The organism is Rheinheimera sp. (assembly GCF_020217005.1).
Taxonomy (GTDB): domain Bacteria; phylum Pseudomonadota; class Gammaproteobacteria; order Enterobacterales; family Alteromonadaceae; genus Pararheinheimera.
On the sequence record NZ_JAIWOI010000334.1, the window covers coordinates 1 to 14,722 of the forward strand.

Here is a 14,722-nt window from a genome sequence, read left to right on the forward strand (position 1 = left end):
TTCAGCCGACGCTGCAAGTCGTCCAGGATGCAAACTAGTTGAAGACAACGATCATTCCTATTTCTATGGCCTATGCCGAAGGTGGTTATACAGTAGCTGTTGCAATAGGCAGCCCAGAAGTTCGGGTCAACTTAGTGCTCGATACAGGATCCAGTGCTTTGGCAGTGCGACAAAGTTGTTATCAGCCTGAGCAGGATCAGCAAGCACAACTCAGCGCTGATATTCAACTGATGAGCTATGGTGCGGGTGGCTGGGCAGGCAGTCTGGTCAGTACTCTGGTGGCTGTGGGACATTCGTCTGATCAGCAGCTGGCAGCAAAAACTGAACTGGCGGTGATAGTGGATGAGCCCAGTCATAATTTTTATCAGGCCGATGGCATTTGGGGGCTGGCTTATGCTGAATTGGACTCTGTCTATCAGGCGGAGCAGTTTTTGCAGCAACATCAGGTTTCTCCTGCGTTGTCCTGGCCCTGGCCAGAACAGGTGCTGAGTTGCGCTTCGCCGCTCAGCTCTTTGCGGCAACAACTGCAAAGCTGTCCACGCCGCACTGTGCAGCCTTTGTTTGGCGCCTTGCAACAGCAGAATGCACTGAAAAATAGTTTTGCTTTGCTCACCAGGCGGGCTGTGTATCACCACAATGGCAGCACTGCGACTTCTGAAGCTGATAGGTTGGACCCGTTAAATAAGGGACTGCTGGTGCTGGGCAATGCTGAACTATGCACACATTTGTACGAGGGGCCTTTGCAATCCATCAGCCTGGTGCACGACAAGTACTACAACACTGAGTTGCTGCGTATTCAACTGCAAGGTTTCGACGCTTTTAACGTGCCTGCGTTAGCAGAACAGGATCTAGCGGCTTATGGCAGCAACAGCATTTTTGATTCAGGCTCGAGTTTTATAATACTGGAAACCAGCTGTTATCAATATTTGATGCAGAGTTTTACGCTGTGTTCCGATTTGTTCGGCGAACAGACCCGTATGGCGCTTGACGCCAGAAATAATATGCAGGGTTTGCCGATGGATCAGTTGCAACTCTCTGACTGGCCAGATATTTTACTAACCCTCAAAGGGGGCGATTGTCATCAATCTGACGTGATTTTAACCGTAAAATCCAGCCAGTATTGGCAACTGAATGCGCCAGTGCAGGGGCAGGCTATGTTTTTACTGGCCAGCCAGTTAGCAGGCTGGGCCAGTCAAAGCATTTTGGGCTTGCCGGTGATGAATAATAAATATTGTATTTTTGACCGCGCTGCCGATAACGGCATGGGCGTGATTAAGGTGGCAGACGCAAGATGAGATTGGAGCAGCGGCACATTACCAACGGCGAGATCCGGTTAGTCCCATTGCAAGCCAGACATAGCGATTTATTTGTTGAGTTATACAGCAATCCAAAAATAATGCGTCAAGTCGCCGAACCTTTGTCGCCATCTTTAGCTGCACGGACCTTTGCGAAGGCGATCAAATCTGCAGATGAATCTCGCAGGCATTACTACTGGGTGATCCAGAATGCCTGTGGCGCAGAGTCTGGAATAGCGGCTTTGATTTTGCTGTCGAATGAGGTCGCCGAGGTTGGAGTGATGTTATTGCCTAAGTTTTCAAGACAGCAGTTACCGCTTCAGGTTGGTGTTTGTTTATTTAGTTACGCATTTGAATTTAGTTCAATTGAGCAAATAGTCGTAATGCATAAAGCGGGTAACCTGCCTCTGCCTCCTGTTTTGCGTCAGCTCTCTATGCAATGCAGTGTCAACGAAGGTGAACTTTATTCTTGGCATTTACCCCGACACACGTGGTGTGAGGCAAGAACTCATGCTCCTTATTCAGATATTAAGTTGATTGAATAGCGATGAATACAAAAACAGGCAGTTTGGTTTGTGTTGGTACGGGGATGACGATGGCGTCGCATATCACACCTTTAAGTCAAAGTTATATAATGCAGGCCGATGTGGTTTTTGCACTGATGTCGCATGGCGTGGTAGAAAAATGGCTGGAAGCCATGCACCCTGATGTTCGCAGCCTGCAGCGCTATTACTCTGAAGGACAGGACAGAAAACTCAGTTATCGCCAGATGGTGGATGCCATGCTGGATGAAGTGCGCTTAGGTAAAAAGGTTGTGGGGGCTTTTTATGGTCACCCGGGAGTTTTTGCCTGGGTACCTCACAAAGCTATTGCAGAGGCAAGGCAACAAGGCTACAAAGCTCATATGGAGCCTGGAGTCTCAGCCGAGGACTGTTTATTTGCCGATTTAGCCATTGATCCCGGGCGTTATGGTTGTCAGCATTTTGAAACTACTCAGTTGATGATTTATCAGCGCCGGATTGATCCAAGCGCATATTTGATTTTATGGCAAGCCGGAGTCGCAGGCGATTTAACCACAGCCCGTTTTCATACCAATAAACAGCGCTTGGCTTTGTTAGTGGAACTGCTGTCTGAGTATTATCCTGCGGACCACCCTGTGATTTTATATGAGGCTTGTACTTTGCCTGTTGGGGAACCAAGAACGCAGCAGATTGGCTTGGCTGAATTGCCGGATGCAGATATTTATTTACATACAACGCTGGTGTTACCGCCGGCAGAAAAGCTGACTCCTAATCTGGTTATGCAAGAAAAACTAGCAGCTTTGCAGCTTTAATTGATGAAACTTGAGCTAGCTCAAACTGGAAGGCTGAATTCGACAGCAAATAAGGCTATCGTGTTAACAACAAAAAAGGAAAACCTATGAGTAATTTACTGAGTTTTATTACCAGTTTTGGTTCAAGCGCTGAATTGCGCTCATTAAGCCCTGAACAGCTGAGTGAGCGTATGGAACAACAAGGTCTGAGCGCAGAGGAAATCAGCGTGATTTTGTCTGGCGACCGTGCCGCTATTGCCACTATGGTCAAAACCAGTGGCGATATAGTTTGTTGCGTAGTGCCTGAAAAACCGGATGATCAAGAGCCGGATGATGACGACGAAGAAGAAAAAGACCAAAAGCCACAAAGTGTTAGAGCGGCTGTGTAATGAAAAACTGGCTGCCATGGTTTGAATTATTGCTTATAGCCATTTTGACAGGCATTTTTGTGCCTTCAGCTATGGCAGCCAATTCACTTGATGTAGATACTATTGAGTCATTATTTACCTCTAATACCAAAGCTTTTATCGAACATGTAGATAAGCTCACCGCTGAGCCAACTCTTGGCTGGAGCGCACAAGATAAAATCACACTGGCATTTTATGTCGGGCGAGCAGCCATTCTACGCAGTGATTATGTTGCAGCCGAATCTTCGCTGATTAAAGTGCTTGATTTATCAGAAGATTTAACTCTGAAGTACAGAGCTGTAGTGTCCTTGGTGAATTTACACCAGCATACAGGTAATTTTTATAAGGCCTTTAGTTACGGCTTACAGTTCAGTGACGAAAAATATGCAGCTTTGGAAGATGAACTAAAAGCTAGTGGTCTCATTGTGATGGCCTTGGCACTGATGGATTCCGGCTTGTATGATGAGTCTGCCAATTTAGTCCGGAAAATTCCGCTGGAAAAAGTCTCAGCCCGAGTTCGGTGTACAGCCTTGTTTTTAACTGGCCAAATAGCCTACAAAAGCGGCATTTTTGTTAAACCTCTGGGTCAAATTAAAGCTGATAATAAGCAGTGTGCTGCCGCAAACCAAATACTGTACTCATTGCTCACCGATAGTGCCATTAGTCTGGTGCACTCAAATCAGGGGGATGTTGAACAGGCTTTGCAGCTCCTGCGGGAAAAAAATGCACAGGTTGAACAATTGGGGTATGAGAACCTAACAGTTGGCTGGCAAGCTGTTCTGGTTAACATACTCGCCTCGAAAAAGGATCTGAGCTCGTTAGAGACTGAAGCCAGAAAGCTCGAACCTTTGACGCATTCCAAAGCCATAGAGAATTCGTTGGAAGTCGCCTTGCTGGCTTATCAGGGCCTGGCTGCCAGCTATAAATTACTGGGTGATCAGCCAAAAGCTATGCATTACCTTGAACTTTATCAGCAAACTTATCAGAAAGCGAATAACAGGCAAATGACAGCAGCTTTGGCTTATTACGCCGCTTTAATGCAGGCCGCAGAGCGTAAACAGGAAATTAGCCTGCTGAATCAGCAAACCCGTCAACTGCAACTGGAAAACGAACTGGCCAAGGCTGAAACAGTGAACAACAGGCTGTATTTGCTGGTGGCTGTGACGGTGCTATTGTTGCTGATGACAGTGCTTTATCGTACACACCGCTCTGGCGTTAAACTGAAAGAGCGCGTTACTTTTGACAAACTAACCCGGGTCTTTAGTCGGGATCATTTTGAAGATGTACTGGCAACCTGCTTAACTGTGGCTCCGGGCCAGCAGCAAAAGCTGGGTTTTGTGTTGTTTGACCTGGACCATTTTAAGCAAGTAAACGATAGCTATGGCCACCAGACAGGCGACTGGGTATTGCAACAAGCGGCCAATGCAGCACAGCAATGCTTGCGTAAAAGTGATGCGATAGGCCGCATTGGTGGCGAAGAGTTTGCCATTTTGCTGCAGGACTGTGACCTGGACATGAGCCGTGCTCTGGCCGAATCTGTACGTTTGGCCATTGCAGATATAGATACCACCCCTACAGGCCATAAATTTGCAGTCACCGCCAGTTTTGGTGTCAGTACGGCGCAGGACTATGGCTACAATGCCCGTAAATTGTTTTCTGTGGCAGACGAAGCTTTGTATCAGGCCAAACAACAAGGTCGTAACAAAGTGATGCCATTAGAGCCTCAGCAAGTCTAAAGTGAAGTTAAAAGGATAAAGTGATGGAAAGCCTGGGTGTGATTCAGTTCTGGACTTTTTTGGCAGGCGTTATCGTCATTATCCTGATGCCGGGACCAAACAGCCTGTTTGTACTTAAAACCAGTATGGTGCAGGGACCAACCCACGCCTGGCGCGCTTTGGCCGCAGTGCTGCTTGGCGATGCGACTCTGATCCTGTTGTCTTACCTTGGTTTAGCGTCAGTGCTGTTAGCTTCCCCCGAGTTATTTCGTTGGATCCGCTACTTAGGCGCAGCTTATTTGTTGTTTGTCGGTGTGCAAATTTTATTGAGTTTGCTCCAGCCGAAAGCCACTTCTGCGCAAGAGCCAGGGGTTACGGTGGCGACTACAAAAGCTGCTGTGTTTCGCAAATCGTTGTTATTAAGCCTGACCAATCCCAAAGCTATTTTGTTTTTCCTGTCATTTTTTATTCAGTTTATCGACTCCAGCTTCAGTCCAGGCTGGGTGCCGTATCTGATATTAGCCCTGGTACTGGAACTGGTCAGCCTGCTGTATTTAACCACGCTGATATACGCAGGTGCCGCTATCGCTGGCTTCTTTAAAGGCCAACCTAAAGCAGGTCAGGCGGGTAATCTGGTATTGGGGCTATTATTCACCGGTTTTGCGGTGAGGTTAGCTTTGGCGTGATGTGACAGAAACAAAAGTCCCTCAGCCGAAGGACAAAAAGGCTGAGGGAAAGGTTGGTAACTTTATAGGTACCATGGAAAGGTTACTACACGGCTAAGCCCGGCCTCGGGTTGCTGTAGCAGGAGAAATTTTTGATGCGACTAAAGCGGGGTAACTGACCGCCAATTGGCCGACAATCAGCAGCGCGACAACACCAATCAGCAGTAACACAGGGCTTAACGGGCTCATGCTAAAGGTTGATACCAGCCAGATATTCAAGGCTATAGCTCCGGCAGTGCCAAGCACCACTCCTGCTGTACTTATCAGCAAATTTTCCAGCATAAAGTAGCGCATCACTTGCCACTGACTGGCGCCTAAAGCGCGACGGGTACCAATTTGACGGGTGCGTCTGTTAATGCTGAACATCGCAAGGCCTACAATGCCAAAGCCAGTGATCAGCGTCAGCACAATAATGACAGTCAGCAGAATAGTGTTAGTGGCCTGGTGCTCCTGATAACTTTTGTCACGGGTTTGTTCCATGCTGGTGACATTGCGGATAATGCGGCCTCTGTCGGTTTCCGCCAGCATTTTCTCGATCACTGGCATCAGTTCATCACGGCGGCCTGGTTCTGTCCGGATAAAATATCTGCTGCCTCTGCCGTCCAGTTGTTGTGGTACCAGCATACTGCGCTCTACGCCATTCCAGCCATTCCACGGAGCCTGTAAGGTGTTGATAATACCTGTAATTTGTACCGGTTGATGGTTGTCGATATAGACAGTTTTTCCCAGTGCTGTTTTCCAGTTTCCTTCAAACATGGCTTCGGCCAGTGCTTTGCTAATTAAAGCTTTGGGCGGCCATTTGGTACTACCAACGTCACGCCAGCCTATATCCGAATTGTGGAAGTTATCGCCGGCAATCAGCTCTACACCTAAAGCGGCAATACCTTGTTCGTCAACCATGTACACAGCTGCACCTGTGCCTTCAACATCGTCACCCGCTTTAGTTTGCAAGCTCATAGACCAGCCGCCGCCGCTTAAGGGAATAGCGTTTATCTGTGTTGCTGCTACGACTCCCGGGATCTGACGAATACGTTGTAAGTCCTGCTGCATTGACGTTTGGGTATTGTAATTTTGGGCAAATATCGTATTGCTCAGATAGAAGGTATTGGCTTCATCCACTCCACTGGGTCTGGCCATTTGCTGACTGCGTTCCTGCATCATAAAAATAGCGTTGACCATAATGGTCAATGTCAGGGCAATTTGCAGAGCAATCAGCAAAGCACCAATTTTGTTGCGCATCAAAGCGCGAAAGATAGGACCCAGTTCTAACCTGGCAAATAGGCTTATCATGGCAAACTCCTTATTGGCTTTTCAGCTGAACAGACGGCTGCACCTGACAGGCGCGCCAGGTTGGGTATAAACCTGCTAATAAAGCACTGACAATAGCCAGGCCCATAGCGACAGCTACTAAAGTGAAATCCAGCTGGGCTAAATCGCGGATCCAGTCGCCGTACATCACTTTGATGGCCTCAAGCCCCAGTAAAGCCAGCACTAAGCCCAATAAGCCTCCGGCTAAACCTATACAACCTGATTCAATTAAGTGTTGAATAAACAAATCGTTACGGCTGGCTCCTAACGCCTGACGCACGCCGATTTCTGTGGCTTTTCCTAAAAACTTCGCTAGCAATAAACCTACGGTATTCAGTAGGCAGACCAACAGGAACATCAGAGACATCGCCATCATCATACTGGCATCGTCGGACACCACTTGCTGATTTTCCAGCCACTGCATGACATCCCTTAATTTGTTATTGTCGGTGCGGGCAAAGCGACCGTATTGGTGTTGTTCTTTGGCATAGGCATTCATAAAGCTCAAATAATCGGCTTTATCCTGTTCGGTGGGCAATTCCACCCATAACTGCAGCCAGATGCATTCGGAATCTAAGAAGGCCTGAAAGCCAGACTCCGTGGGTTTCCAGCAGTTGGTGTTGCCGGAACGGTTGAATTTCTGCTCAGTAATTAAACTAAAAGGGACAAAAACTTCTTCAACGTTGTTAAAAGCACCAGTGGTGATGTCGTAAAATTTAGGTTTGGGGTTCCAGCGCGCTATGACTCCGGTAATTTTGTAGTCTTCTCCCGCCATACGAACGGACTGACCTGTAGAGTCTTTACCACCAAATAAGCGTTCGTTTAACTCGGCATTGATGACAATGACCCGTTCTTTTTTTAGATCTGCCTGATGGTCCCAGCCGCTGCCATATAAAAATGGTACATCAAACATAGGGAAAAAGTCGGCACTGTTGGCGCGGCCCTGCACCATAAAAGGCAACACTTCTTTGTCGGCCGGTTCAATGACGGCTGCCATACCTGTCTGTATGCTTTGGCGTTTAGCTTTTTGTGCCTGCCATAAATAAGTACCGTCGCGATAGGTCAGTTGCTCTGGCGCGTCGCCGTTGTCATTGTAAGTTTTGTTTGGCTCCCAGCTGTCCATTTGCACGTAATACAGCTGCTCACTTTTATGTGGGATAGGGTTCGCTGACATCAGGTAATTGACGGTAATAGTCGTCATTGAGGCACCAATACCTAAGCCAATAGCGCAGATCATTAACAGCGTCATGCCCCAGGTGCGTTTGCAGCTTAAGTAAGCCAGCTTTAAATAATATGAAAACATAGCCGCTCCTTAAGCCTCGCCAACCACATGCAGGTTAGAGTTTTTGTTGGTCAGCTCGCTGACATGGCCATCTTTGATATAGATCTGGCGTTTAGCGCGCGCCGCCAGGCTAGGGTCGTGGGTCACCATTAAAATAGTGGTACCGGCTTTATTGATGTCTTCCAGCAGGCTCATCACACTTTGTGCCATCTGGCTGTCGAGGTTTCCTGTCGGCTCATCCGCTAACAAGAAACGGGGTGAGGTGGCTAAGGCTCTGGCAATGGCCACACGTTGCTGCTGCCCGCCGGAAAGCTGGCTTGGCAGGTGTTTCATCCGGGAGGCTAAACCCACTTGATCCAGATGATACTCAATGCGTTGTTTACGTTCACTTGCACTTAGCCCACGATATCGCAAAGGCACATCGACGTTATCGAACAGGTTGAGATCAGGAATTAAGTTAAAGCTTTGGAAAATAAAGCCTATTTTCTGATTACGCATGCGGGAGCGGCCGCTGTCATTGAGCTTAGTGATATCTTCTCCGTCCAGCAGGTATTCGCCACTGGTACTGGTTTCCAGCAAACCGGCAATATTTAAAAACGTAGTTTTGCCTGAACCAGAAGGGCCAGTCACACTGACGAAGTCACCTTCGTTGACGTGCAGCTGAATATCCCGCAGCGCATGAGTGGCTACATCGTCCGTGATAAAGGATTTACTGATTTTGTTCATAGTTAACATACTAAGTCCCTCTGTGGTTTGCCTTTATTAGTTATTGAGTTGTACTGTGCTGGCGCCATTAAAAATATCGGTGCCAGAGGTAATGATTTGATCGCCAGGTTGCAGCCCAGCCAGAATTTCGACTGAGTTCAGGCTACGCGCACCGACTTCGATCGGGGTTTTGATAGCCATGCCCTGACTGACTTTGTAGGCAAATTTGCCATTGCTGCTGTCCAGGAACTGGCCTCGGGCCACTTGCATCACGGCCTGGCGATGCTCCAGCAAAATGCGGCTGCTTAAACGTTGGTTTTGACGCAGCGCTGGTGGGGCATCGCCGGTAAAACGCACCCGGCCTTTTACCTGGTTTTCGAACACTTCAGGGGAAATAGTCACCAGTTTGCCCATATAGAGTTTTTGCTCTGCGGTAATTTCTACTCGCAAACCTATAACTAAATCGTTGGCATAACTTTCTGGTACCGCTATTTCCACTTCAAACTGGCTTAAATCCACTACGGATAAAATCAGCTGGTTTTTGGTGATATAGCTTTTGTTTTCGACCGCCAGGTTGCCGAGCAAACCATTGACCGGTGAGCGCACCTGCAGGCCATCGACCTGGCGCTGGAAGTCTTCGACCAGTAAACGTTGGCGATCCAATTGCTGAGCTAAACTCTGCACTTCAAAATCGAGGTTTTCTTTATTCAGGCGGGCGTCTTCGACGGCGTGCTGATGTTGGACTTTGGCTGTTTCCAAATCATCCTGAGCTTTTTCCAGTTCTAATTTGCTGATCACGCCTTTTTCAAACCCCTGATCAGCACGGCGTTTTTCTCTGTCCGCTGTGGTGAGGGTCATCTGTGCAATATCCACAGCTTTTTTGTCTGTTAATTGCTGCTTTTTCGCCAGAATTTTCTGGCGGTCATGGCTGGTCTGAAGGCTGTAAAAAGTGGCTTGCTCTTGTTGCAGTCTGTTGTTCAGCTCAGGACTGTCAATAATGGCCAATACATCGCCTTGTTTTACTTCAGTGCCGGCATCGAGTAATAGGCTGATAGTGCCCTCAGCTGTGGCGTAAAGTTTGGGGCTGACAGCGGCAACCACCTGGCCCTGAGCAGAAATGTCGCGGGTAAAATCTGCAGTTTTTACAGTGTCTATCCGCACGCGCGACAAAGACACTGAAATATCGGATTGTGACCAACTGCGTGCCGCCGGAACTATTTGCCACAACAGTAATACCAGAAGCAGGCCGCTTGCTCCTGCTACCCAGATTTTTTTATTGGCTTTTTTTGGCGCCAGCTTTTCATCCTGGCTGCTGGTATCGGCTATTTTCATTTTTTCTCCTGCGCGAACTTCATCAGAGGCGACCTAAAAGTCGTTGTTTCTAATGAGTCGTAGGCAAAAGAAAAAAGGTTTGAATGGAATAAAAATATATTTCAGTCAGGCTGAGGCTGTGGAACTGAGAGCAGGTTTTAACAGTCAGTCAGTCGCTTATCTTTTTTACGTAAGGTACCAAAGAGGCGGGCCTGGTATGCGGCCAAATCCAGTTGACGTAACAATTGTGGTGTTGAAACGTTGCTGCAGTGAAAAACCATAGTTTTACTTTGTACATCCACCTGATGCAGTTGCTGCTGTATACAAAAGCCTTCAGACAGGCTTTGACTGATACGCCGACATAACTCCTCAAGTTGCAGTTCGCTTTGCTGTAAATCAAGGGTCAGGCCATTGATTAACAAAACAAATTCATCGCCGCCGAAACGACAGACTGTATCATGGGCTCTCAGGCACTGTTTCAAACGTTGTGCAAACAGGACTAGCAGTCTGTCGCCTGTTTCAGGGCCATGTTGCTGATTAAACTGGCGAAAATGAGCTATATCAAGCAGCAGCAGTGCTGCATAATGTTGTTCAGTTTTGCCGAGCTGAATCGCCTCTTCCAGACGCTTTTCCAATTCAACCCGACCAGGCATCATGGTTAAAGTATCGTAATAATAGAACTGCTGCAGCATAGCTTCTGAAGCTTTTTGCTCAGATAAATCACGTAGTATCAGCACTAAGTCTGAATCTTTTGAACAGGACAAAGGCAAGACTCTGAGTTCAGCAACAAAGTGATGGCCAGCTTTAGTGCTGCAGAGTATTTCTTCACCCCGACCGGGCATGGACACAGACAGGCGTTGCAGGTGCTCTGTTGAAATTTTGGCCGGATGGGCAAAAAGAACAGCAGCCTGCTTGTCAGATAATTGCTCTTTCTGGTATCCAAAAAGGTGTTGGATAGCGCCACTGCAACTTTTTATACTGCCGTCTTTACTGAGGGTTACTATGGCATCCGGTAGGTGGTCCAGAATATGTCTGCTGTGCTCATCTGCATGCAAACTGGACTGATGCAGACTGACTAAATGGGTCATTTGATTGGCATAGACGTACCAGATACTGGACTGATCCGGCAGCAGCTCATAGCTGCCAAACAATTCGAAGTATAACTTTTCACTGTCTGGAAATTGCAGGCCTAATGTGGTCACTAACTTGCTTTGCTCCCGCAGGCTGGCTTGCATTTCGCTACTCAGGCGGGCCAGGTCTGCAGCGTCAATCAAAGACAGCATAAGTTCTGAACATTGTTGTTGCGACAGATAGTGACTGTGCTGTCGCAGCAAAATTTTATCGTCCAGAAATGGAAAGCTGATTTCGCCATTGATCTGAAGATGTATGTTCATAAAAAAACCAGGAATTTGTTGCAGGAACTTGGTAAGCATAAGGACTCATTACTACATAAGAAATTAAAGCGCGTGACACCAAATAAGCTGACCCCTGGCTGTTTGCTACAGCGCAATGAGGTCGAACTATAGAGAGGTCAAAATCTATCCTTTTGATTTTATTGGCTAGAATCTAAAAGTAAGACACTCGTTTATCACCAGGATGGTTTAAATAAGGAAAGCTTTATTTAGTACGCTCTTGTTTAACCTCACAGTGTGTACACTTTTTACACTGTGATTTAAGTGAAAAGAAGTATTTTGATGTTTTCATTTGTAACATCATATTTTATGGCCTTGTACAAATAGTTACAGAAGCAGGGCCTGCAAATAGAAGGCCCTGCCGCCAAATACTTTTAGCAGCGTTGTGTTTAAGACCTGATGGTCTGCACTCAGGCCAGTGTTGCTAATGGCCTGAAATTGGTGGTTTTGTAGCCTGGGCCATTCACCCTGTCATTTTTCCTGTTGTTGGCTCTGAGGTGTGCGGGCGATAATTTCTATCTCAACCAGGCCACGGTCAGCAAATAATTCTGCTACACCTACCGCAGTCCAGGCTGGATAAGGAGCCTTAAAAAACTCATCTTTCACCTCCATCACTGCAGCTATATGTTGCTCTTTTGTGCCTTTGAACAAAGGGCTTCTGAACAAGTGATAGCTATTTATTTTCACGACATGCTCGGGTCCTAAACCTGTTTGTTTCAGCAGAATATCGAGGTTACCAAAGGCATGGCGCAAATTCTTTTTAAACCCTTCAATGCTTGTACCATCAGCAGGAGAGCCAGCAATCACACCGGAAAAAAATACCAAGTCACCAGCGCTGCGTGCCGGTGAATAATGCCATTCTTCATAAGCTTGTTTTGACTTGGTGCTGTCTATGTACACGTCGCCATTTGCAGCAGGAATGATCTCCTGACCGGGTTGAGCCAGTGCAGATGCGCTTAGCAATGTCAGGCTCAATAGCTTTAATTTTAAATAGGACATAAATACCTCGTAGTGTGGATCCTCAACGGATTCTGCGGCTTTTATTCAGGTATCTAAGGCAGTAACGGGATAAAAGGAGGCAGGCTTGGGACAACGAATAAAAACAAAGAGGGCCGCGACGATGCGGCCAGTGGATTTAAAGTACGTTACCAAGTCCCACCGAGATGGCATCCACATAAGCTGTCATACGCTGTTGCGGATTGGATGCGTCACTTGCAATGATCTGATCCAGAGTCCAGATAAAGCCGCCGCCCACAGCAATACTACCGTTAAAGGATTTCATCAGACTTTGTACCAGAGCCGGACTGTCATTAGTCCAGTCGCCAGCCACAATAAAAGCTGTGGTATCAAAACCGGGAATAGCCTCCGCTATGGCCTGCGCCCACTGAGAGGGCTGGTTACCCTGGCCGCCGTCGTAACACTGCAAATTCCACCATTTCACAGCACCTTTGTTGCTGCGGTTTAACTGTTGCAAGGCACTGGTCCAGAACTGTTGGTAGGTGTAAGGGCAGAATGTCAGGCCAAAGCCCAGGCTGTTTGCTAACTGACAGAAGGCGACAAAGGATGGCAGGTCGTAATTGTCTTCGCAGTCCAGGTCAATAATGCTAATGGCTGGAAAAGTCTGTTTCAGTACTTTCATATTGGTAGCCAGATTGGTGCCGGCAAAACTATTGTCGTTCTGCTGATAGATTTTTTGCAAAGTTTCAAAGTCCAAAACTCCACCACCACCAATAGAGGCGCAAAGACAGTTTAGACTGCCACCTAAAGCGCTGTTGATCAAAGCCGGCCAGGCAGGATCTCCGACATAACGGCCTTCAGAAATCACTAGCGTGTTGTTGAAATAAATATCCCCCATGATCTGGCTGGGCTGAATGGAATAATTACGGCCTATATGAAACAGACCTAAAATCAGTGTAGTAAAGCCTGAGTTTTGCAGTTGTGACACTGTAGTACTAACAGCTTGTTGATTGTTTGCAGGATACATTATGCCTTCGGCATAAACGGCGAAGTTGAGCTTGGACATGGGATCACTCCTTGTTGTTTTGCAGACAGAGTTTTCCAAAATTACCGGGCTTTCTTTAGATACAGCCTGATTCTATTTCCCTATTTTGGTTAAATAAAGCTAGGTGCTATAGCCCGGTTTGGCAACAGAGATTTCCCGAAAAGAAGAACATTTAATCAAAGCGTCATCTGTAGGCTAAAGTTTTAGCTTTTCTCCTTACCACAAACGTTGTCTGGTGCTGATATATCCGGCGTAGAAGATGATGGCAACACCAGCAAACCAGCTCATGGTGACAGGTTCTGACCAGAATAAATAACCAAAAAGACCGGCAAAAATTACCGAACTGTATGTCCATATACCTATATCAGATGCAGGAGCCAGCGCATAAGCTTTGGTCATCGCCATTTGGCCTATGGCGGCTAACACCCCCATAAAAGCAAAAGCCCACCAGGCTATAGCGGGCAGTTCCTGCCAGTAAAAAGGCACTGGTACAAAGGAGATAATGGCGGTTAGCAAAGAGAAATAAAACACGATACGGGCCGCGGGTTCAGTGTCGGACATATAGCGAATGGTGGTTTTCGTCACCGCCACTAACACGGCCGACAACAAAGCAATTAAAAACAGATAAAATGCACCGCCACCACTGGCGATAGGCAAGGCCAGTAATACACCACCAAAGCCGAGCGCTATGCTGAATAAGGTCAGGCGACTGGCAGTTTCTTTCAGCCAGAACTTCGCTATGAGCGGCACTATAAAAGGCGACATCAATAGCACTACCATAGCCTGAGCTAAGGGCAGTTGGCTGATGACATAAAAAAAGCAGTACATCGAAATAATACCGGTGACAGAGCGGCTTAAATGCAGATACCAACGCTTGGTATAGAGCAGTTGTTTACCTTGCAGCCAAAGCCACGGCAGCATCACCAGCAAAGCAAAAAAGTTACGGAAAAACACAACCTGGGCATGACTGGCGCTGTCGCTGGTGAGTTTAACCAAAGCGCCAATACCGGCAAAACAAGCTTCAGCCAGTAACAGCAATAAGGCGCCTTTGAGCAGATTGGGTTGCATCAATAATCACAGTATTTCGAAGAGGCGCGCAGTATAGCAGAGAGAAAAATGCAGGGGCGACCTTTGTGGTCACCTGTTTATCTGTTCAACCGGGGCGAAAGAACGCAGCCAACAAAGCTGCGGTTTTAATTTCGCAGTGCGCAGCGCAAAGGAGTTGGTGTTGCAGCGCGGCGGCAAGGG

General features: G+C 47.2%; 14 protein-coding genes. 6 read left to right on the forward strand and 8 right to left on the reverse strand.

Annotated features, from left to right (window positions below; all coding sequences use genetic code 11):
- Positions 1-38 precede the first annotated feature (38 nt).
- The 6 genes from LDL40_RS16335 (at position 39) to leuE (ending at position 5,415) form a co-directional block, all read left to right on the forward strand.
- The gene (locus LDL40_RS16335) at positions 39-1,295 is read left to right on the forward strand and encodes a pepsin-like aspartyl protease (protein WP_300996512.1); all 1,257 of its coding nucleotides are present in this window, start codon (positions 39-41) and stop codon (positions 1,293-1,295) included.
- A complete protein-coding gene (locus tag LDL40_RS16340; protein ID WP_300996513.1) occupies positions 1,292-1,840 on the forward strand; it encodes a GNAT family N-acetyltransferase in 549 nt (182 codons plus the stop codon). The genes LDL40_RS16335 and LDL40_RS16340 overlap by 4 nt, the downstream gene beginning before the upstream one ends.
- Positions 1,841-1,842: 2 nt before the next feature.
- A complete protein-coding gene (locus LDL40_RS16345; RefSeq protein WP_300996514.1) occupies positions 1,843-2,628 on the forward strand; it encodes an SAM-dependent methyltransferase in 786 nt (261 codons plus the stop codon).
- An 86-nt stretch (positions 2,629-2,714) separates the two neighbouring features.
- Positions 2,715-2,996 carry a hypothetical protein gene (locus tag LDL40_RS16350; protein ID WP_300996515.1) on the forward strand — a complete coding sequence of 94 codons (282 nt, stop codon included), beginning with the start codon at positions 2,715-2,717 and terminating at the stop codon, positions 2,994-2,996.
- On the forward strand, positions 2,996-4,750 hold the full coding sequence (locus LDL40_RS16355; protein WP_300996516.1) for a GGDEF domain-containing protein: 1,755 nt from the start codon (positions 2,996-2,998) through the stop codon (positions 4,748-4,750). The genes LDL40_RS16350 and LDL40_RS16355 overlap by 1 nt, the downstream gene beginning before the upstream one ends.
- Positions 4,751-4,773: 23 nt before the next feature.
- Positions 4,774-5,415, forward strand: a complete 642-nt coding sequence (gene leuE / locus LDL40_RS16360; RefSeq protein WP_300996517.1) for a leucine efflux protein LeuE — start codon at positions 4,774-4,776, stop codon at positions 5,413-5,415.
- A 93-nt stretch (positions 5,416-5,508) separates the two neighbouring features.
- Here leuE and LDL40_RS16365 read toward each other — a convergent pair whose 3' ends face one another.
- The 8 genes from LDL40_RS16365 to LDL40_RS16400 all read right to left on the reverse strand — a co-directional run bounded on the left by LDL40_RS16365 (position 5,509) and on the right by LDL40_RS16400 (position 14,542).
- Positions 5,509-6,744, reverse strand: coding sequence for an ABC transporter permease (locus LDL40_RS16365; RefSeq protein WP_300996518.1), 1,236 nt, complete (start codon positions 6,742-6,744; stop codon positions 5,509-5,511).
- A gap of 10 nt (positions 6,745-6,754) precedes the next feature.
- The gene (locus LDL40_RS16370; RefSeq protein ID WP_300996519.1) at positions 6,755-8,065 is read right to left on the reverse strand and encodes an ABC transporter permease; all 1,311 of its coding nucleotides are present in this window, start codon (positions 8,063-8,065) and stop codon (positions 6,755-6,757) included.
- Positions 8,066-8,074: 9 nt separating this feature from the next.
- Entirely contained in the window at positions 8,075-8,779 is a 705-nt protein-coding gene (locus LDL40_RS16375) for an ABC transporter ATP-binding protein (protein WP_300996520.1), read from the reverse strand.
- 27 nt (positions 8,780-8,806) lie between these two features.
- Positions 8,807-10,081 (reverse strand): HlyD family efflux transporter periplasmic adaptor subunit, encoded by a 1,275-nt coding sequence (locus tag LDL40_RS16380; protein ID WP_300996521.1) that lies wholly within the window; start codon positions 10,079-10,081, stop codon positions 8,807-8,809.
- Between the two features lie 137 nt (positions 10,082-10,218).
- Positions 10,219-11,454 (reverse strand): sensor domain-containing diguanylate cyclase, encoded by a 1,236-nt coding sequence (locus LDL40_RS16385; protein WP_300996522.1) that lies wholly within the window; start codon positions 11,452-11,454, stop codon positions 10,219-10,221.
- A 489-nt stretch (positions 11,455-11,943) separates the two neighbouring features.
- The gene (locus LDL40_RS16390) at positions 11,944-12,471 is read right to left on the reverse strand and encodes a RidA family protein (protein WP_300996523.1); all 528 of its coding nucleotides are present in this window, start codon (positions 12,469-12,471) and stop codon (positions 11,944-11,946) included.
- 136 nt (positions 12,472-12,607) lie between these two features.
- The gene (locus tag LDL40_RS16395) at positions 12,608-13,495 is read right to left on the reverse strand and encodes a hypothetical protein (RefSeq protein ID WP_300996524.1); all 888 of its coding nucleotides are present in this window, start codon (positions 13,493-13,495) and stop codon (positions 12,608-12,610) included.
- A 195-nt stretch (positions 13,496-13,690) separates the two neighbouring features.
- Positions 13,691-14,542: a DMT family transporter gene (locus LDL40_RS16400; protein ID WP_300996525.1), complete on the reverse strand. Its 852-nt coding sequence runs from the start codon at positions 14,540-14,542 to the stop codon at positions 13,691-13,693.
- Between the last annotated feature and the right edge of the window lie 180 nt (positions 14,543-14,722).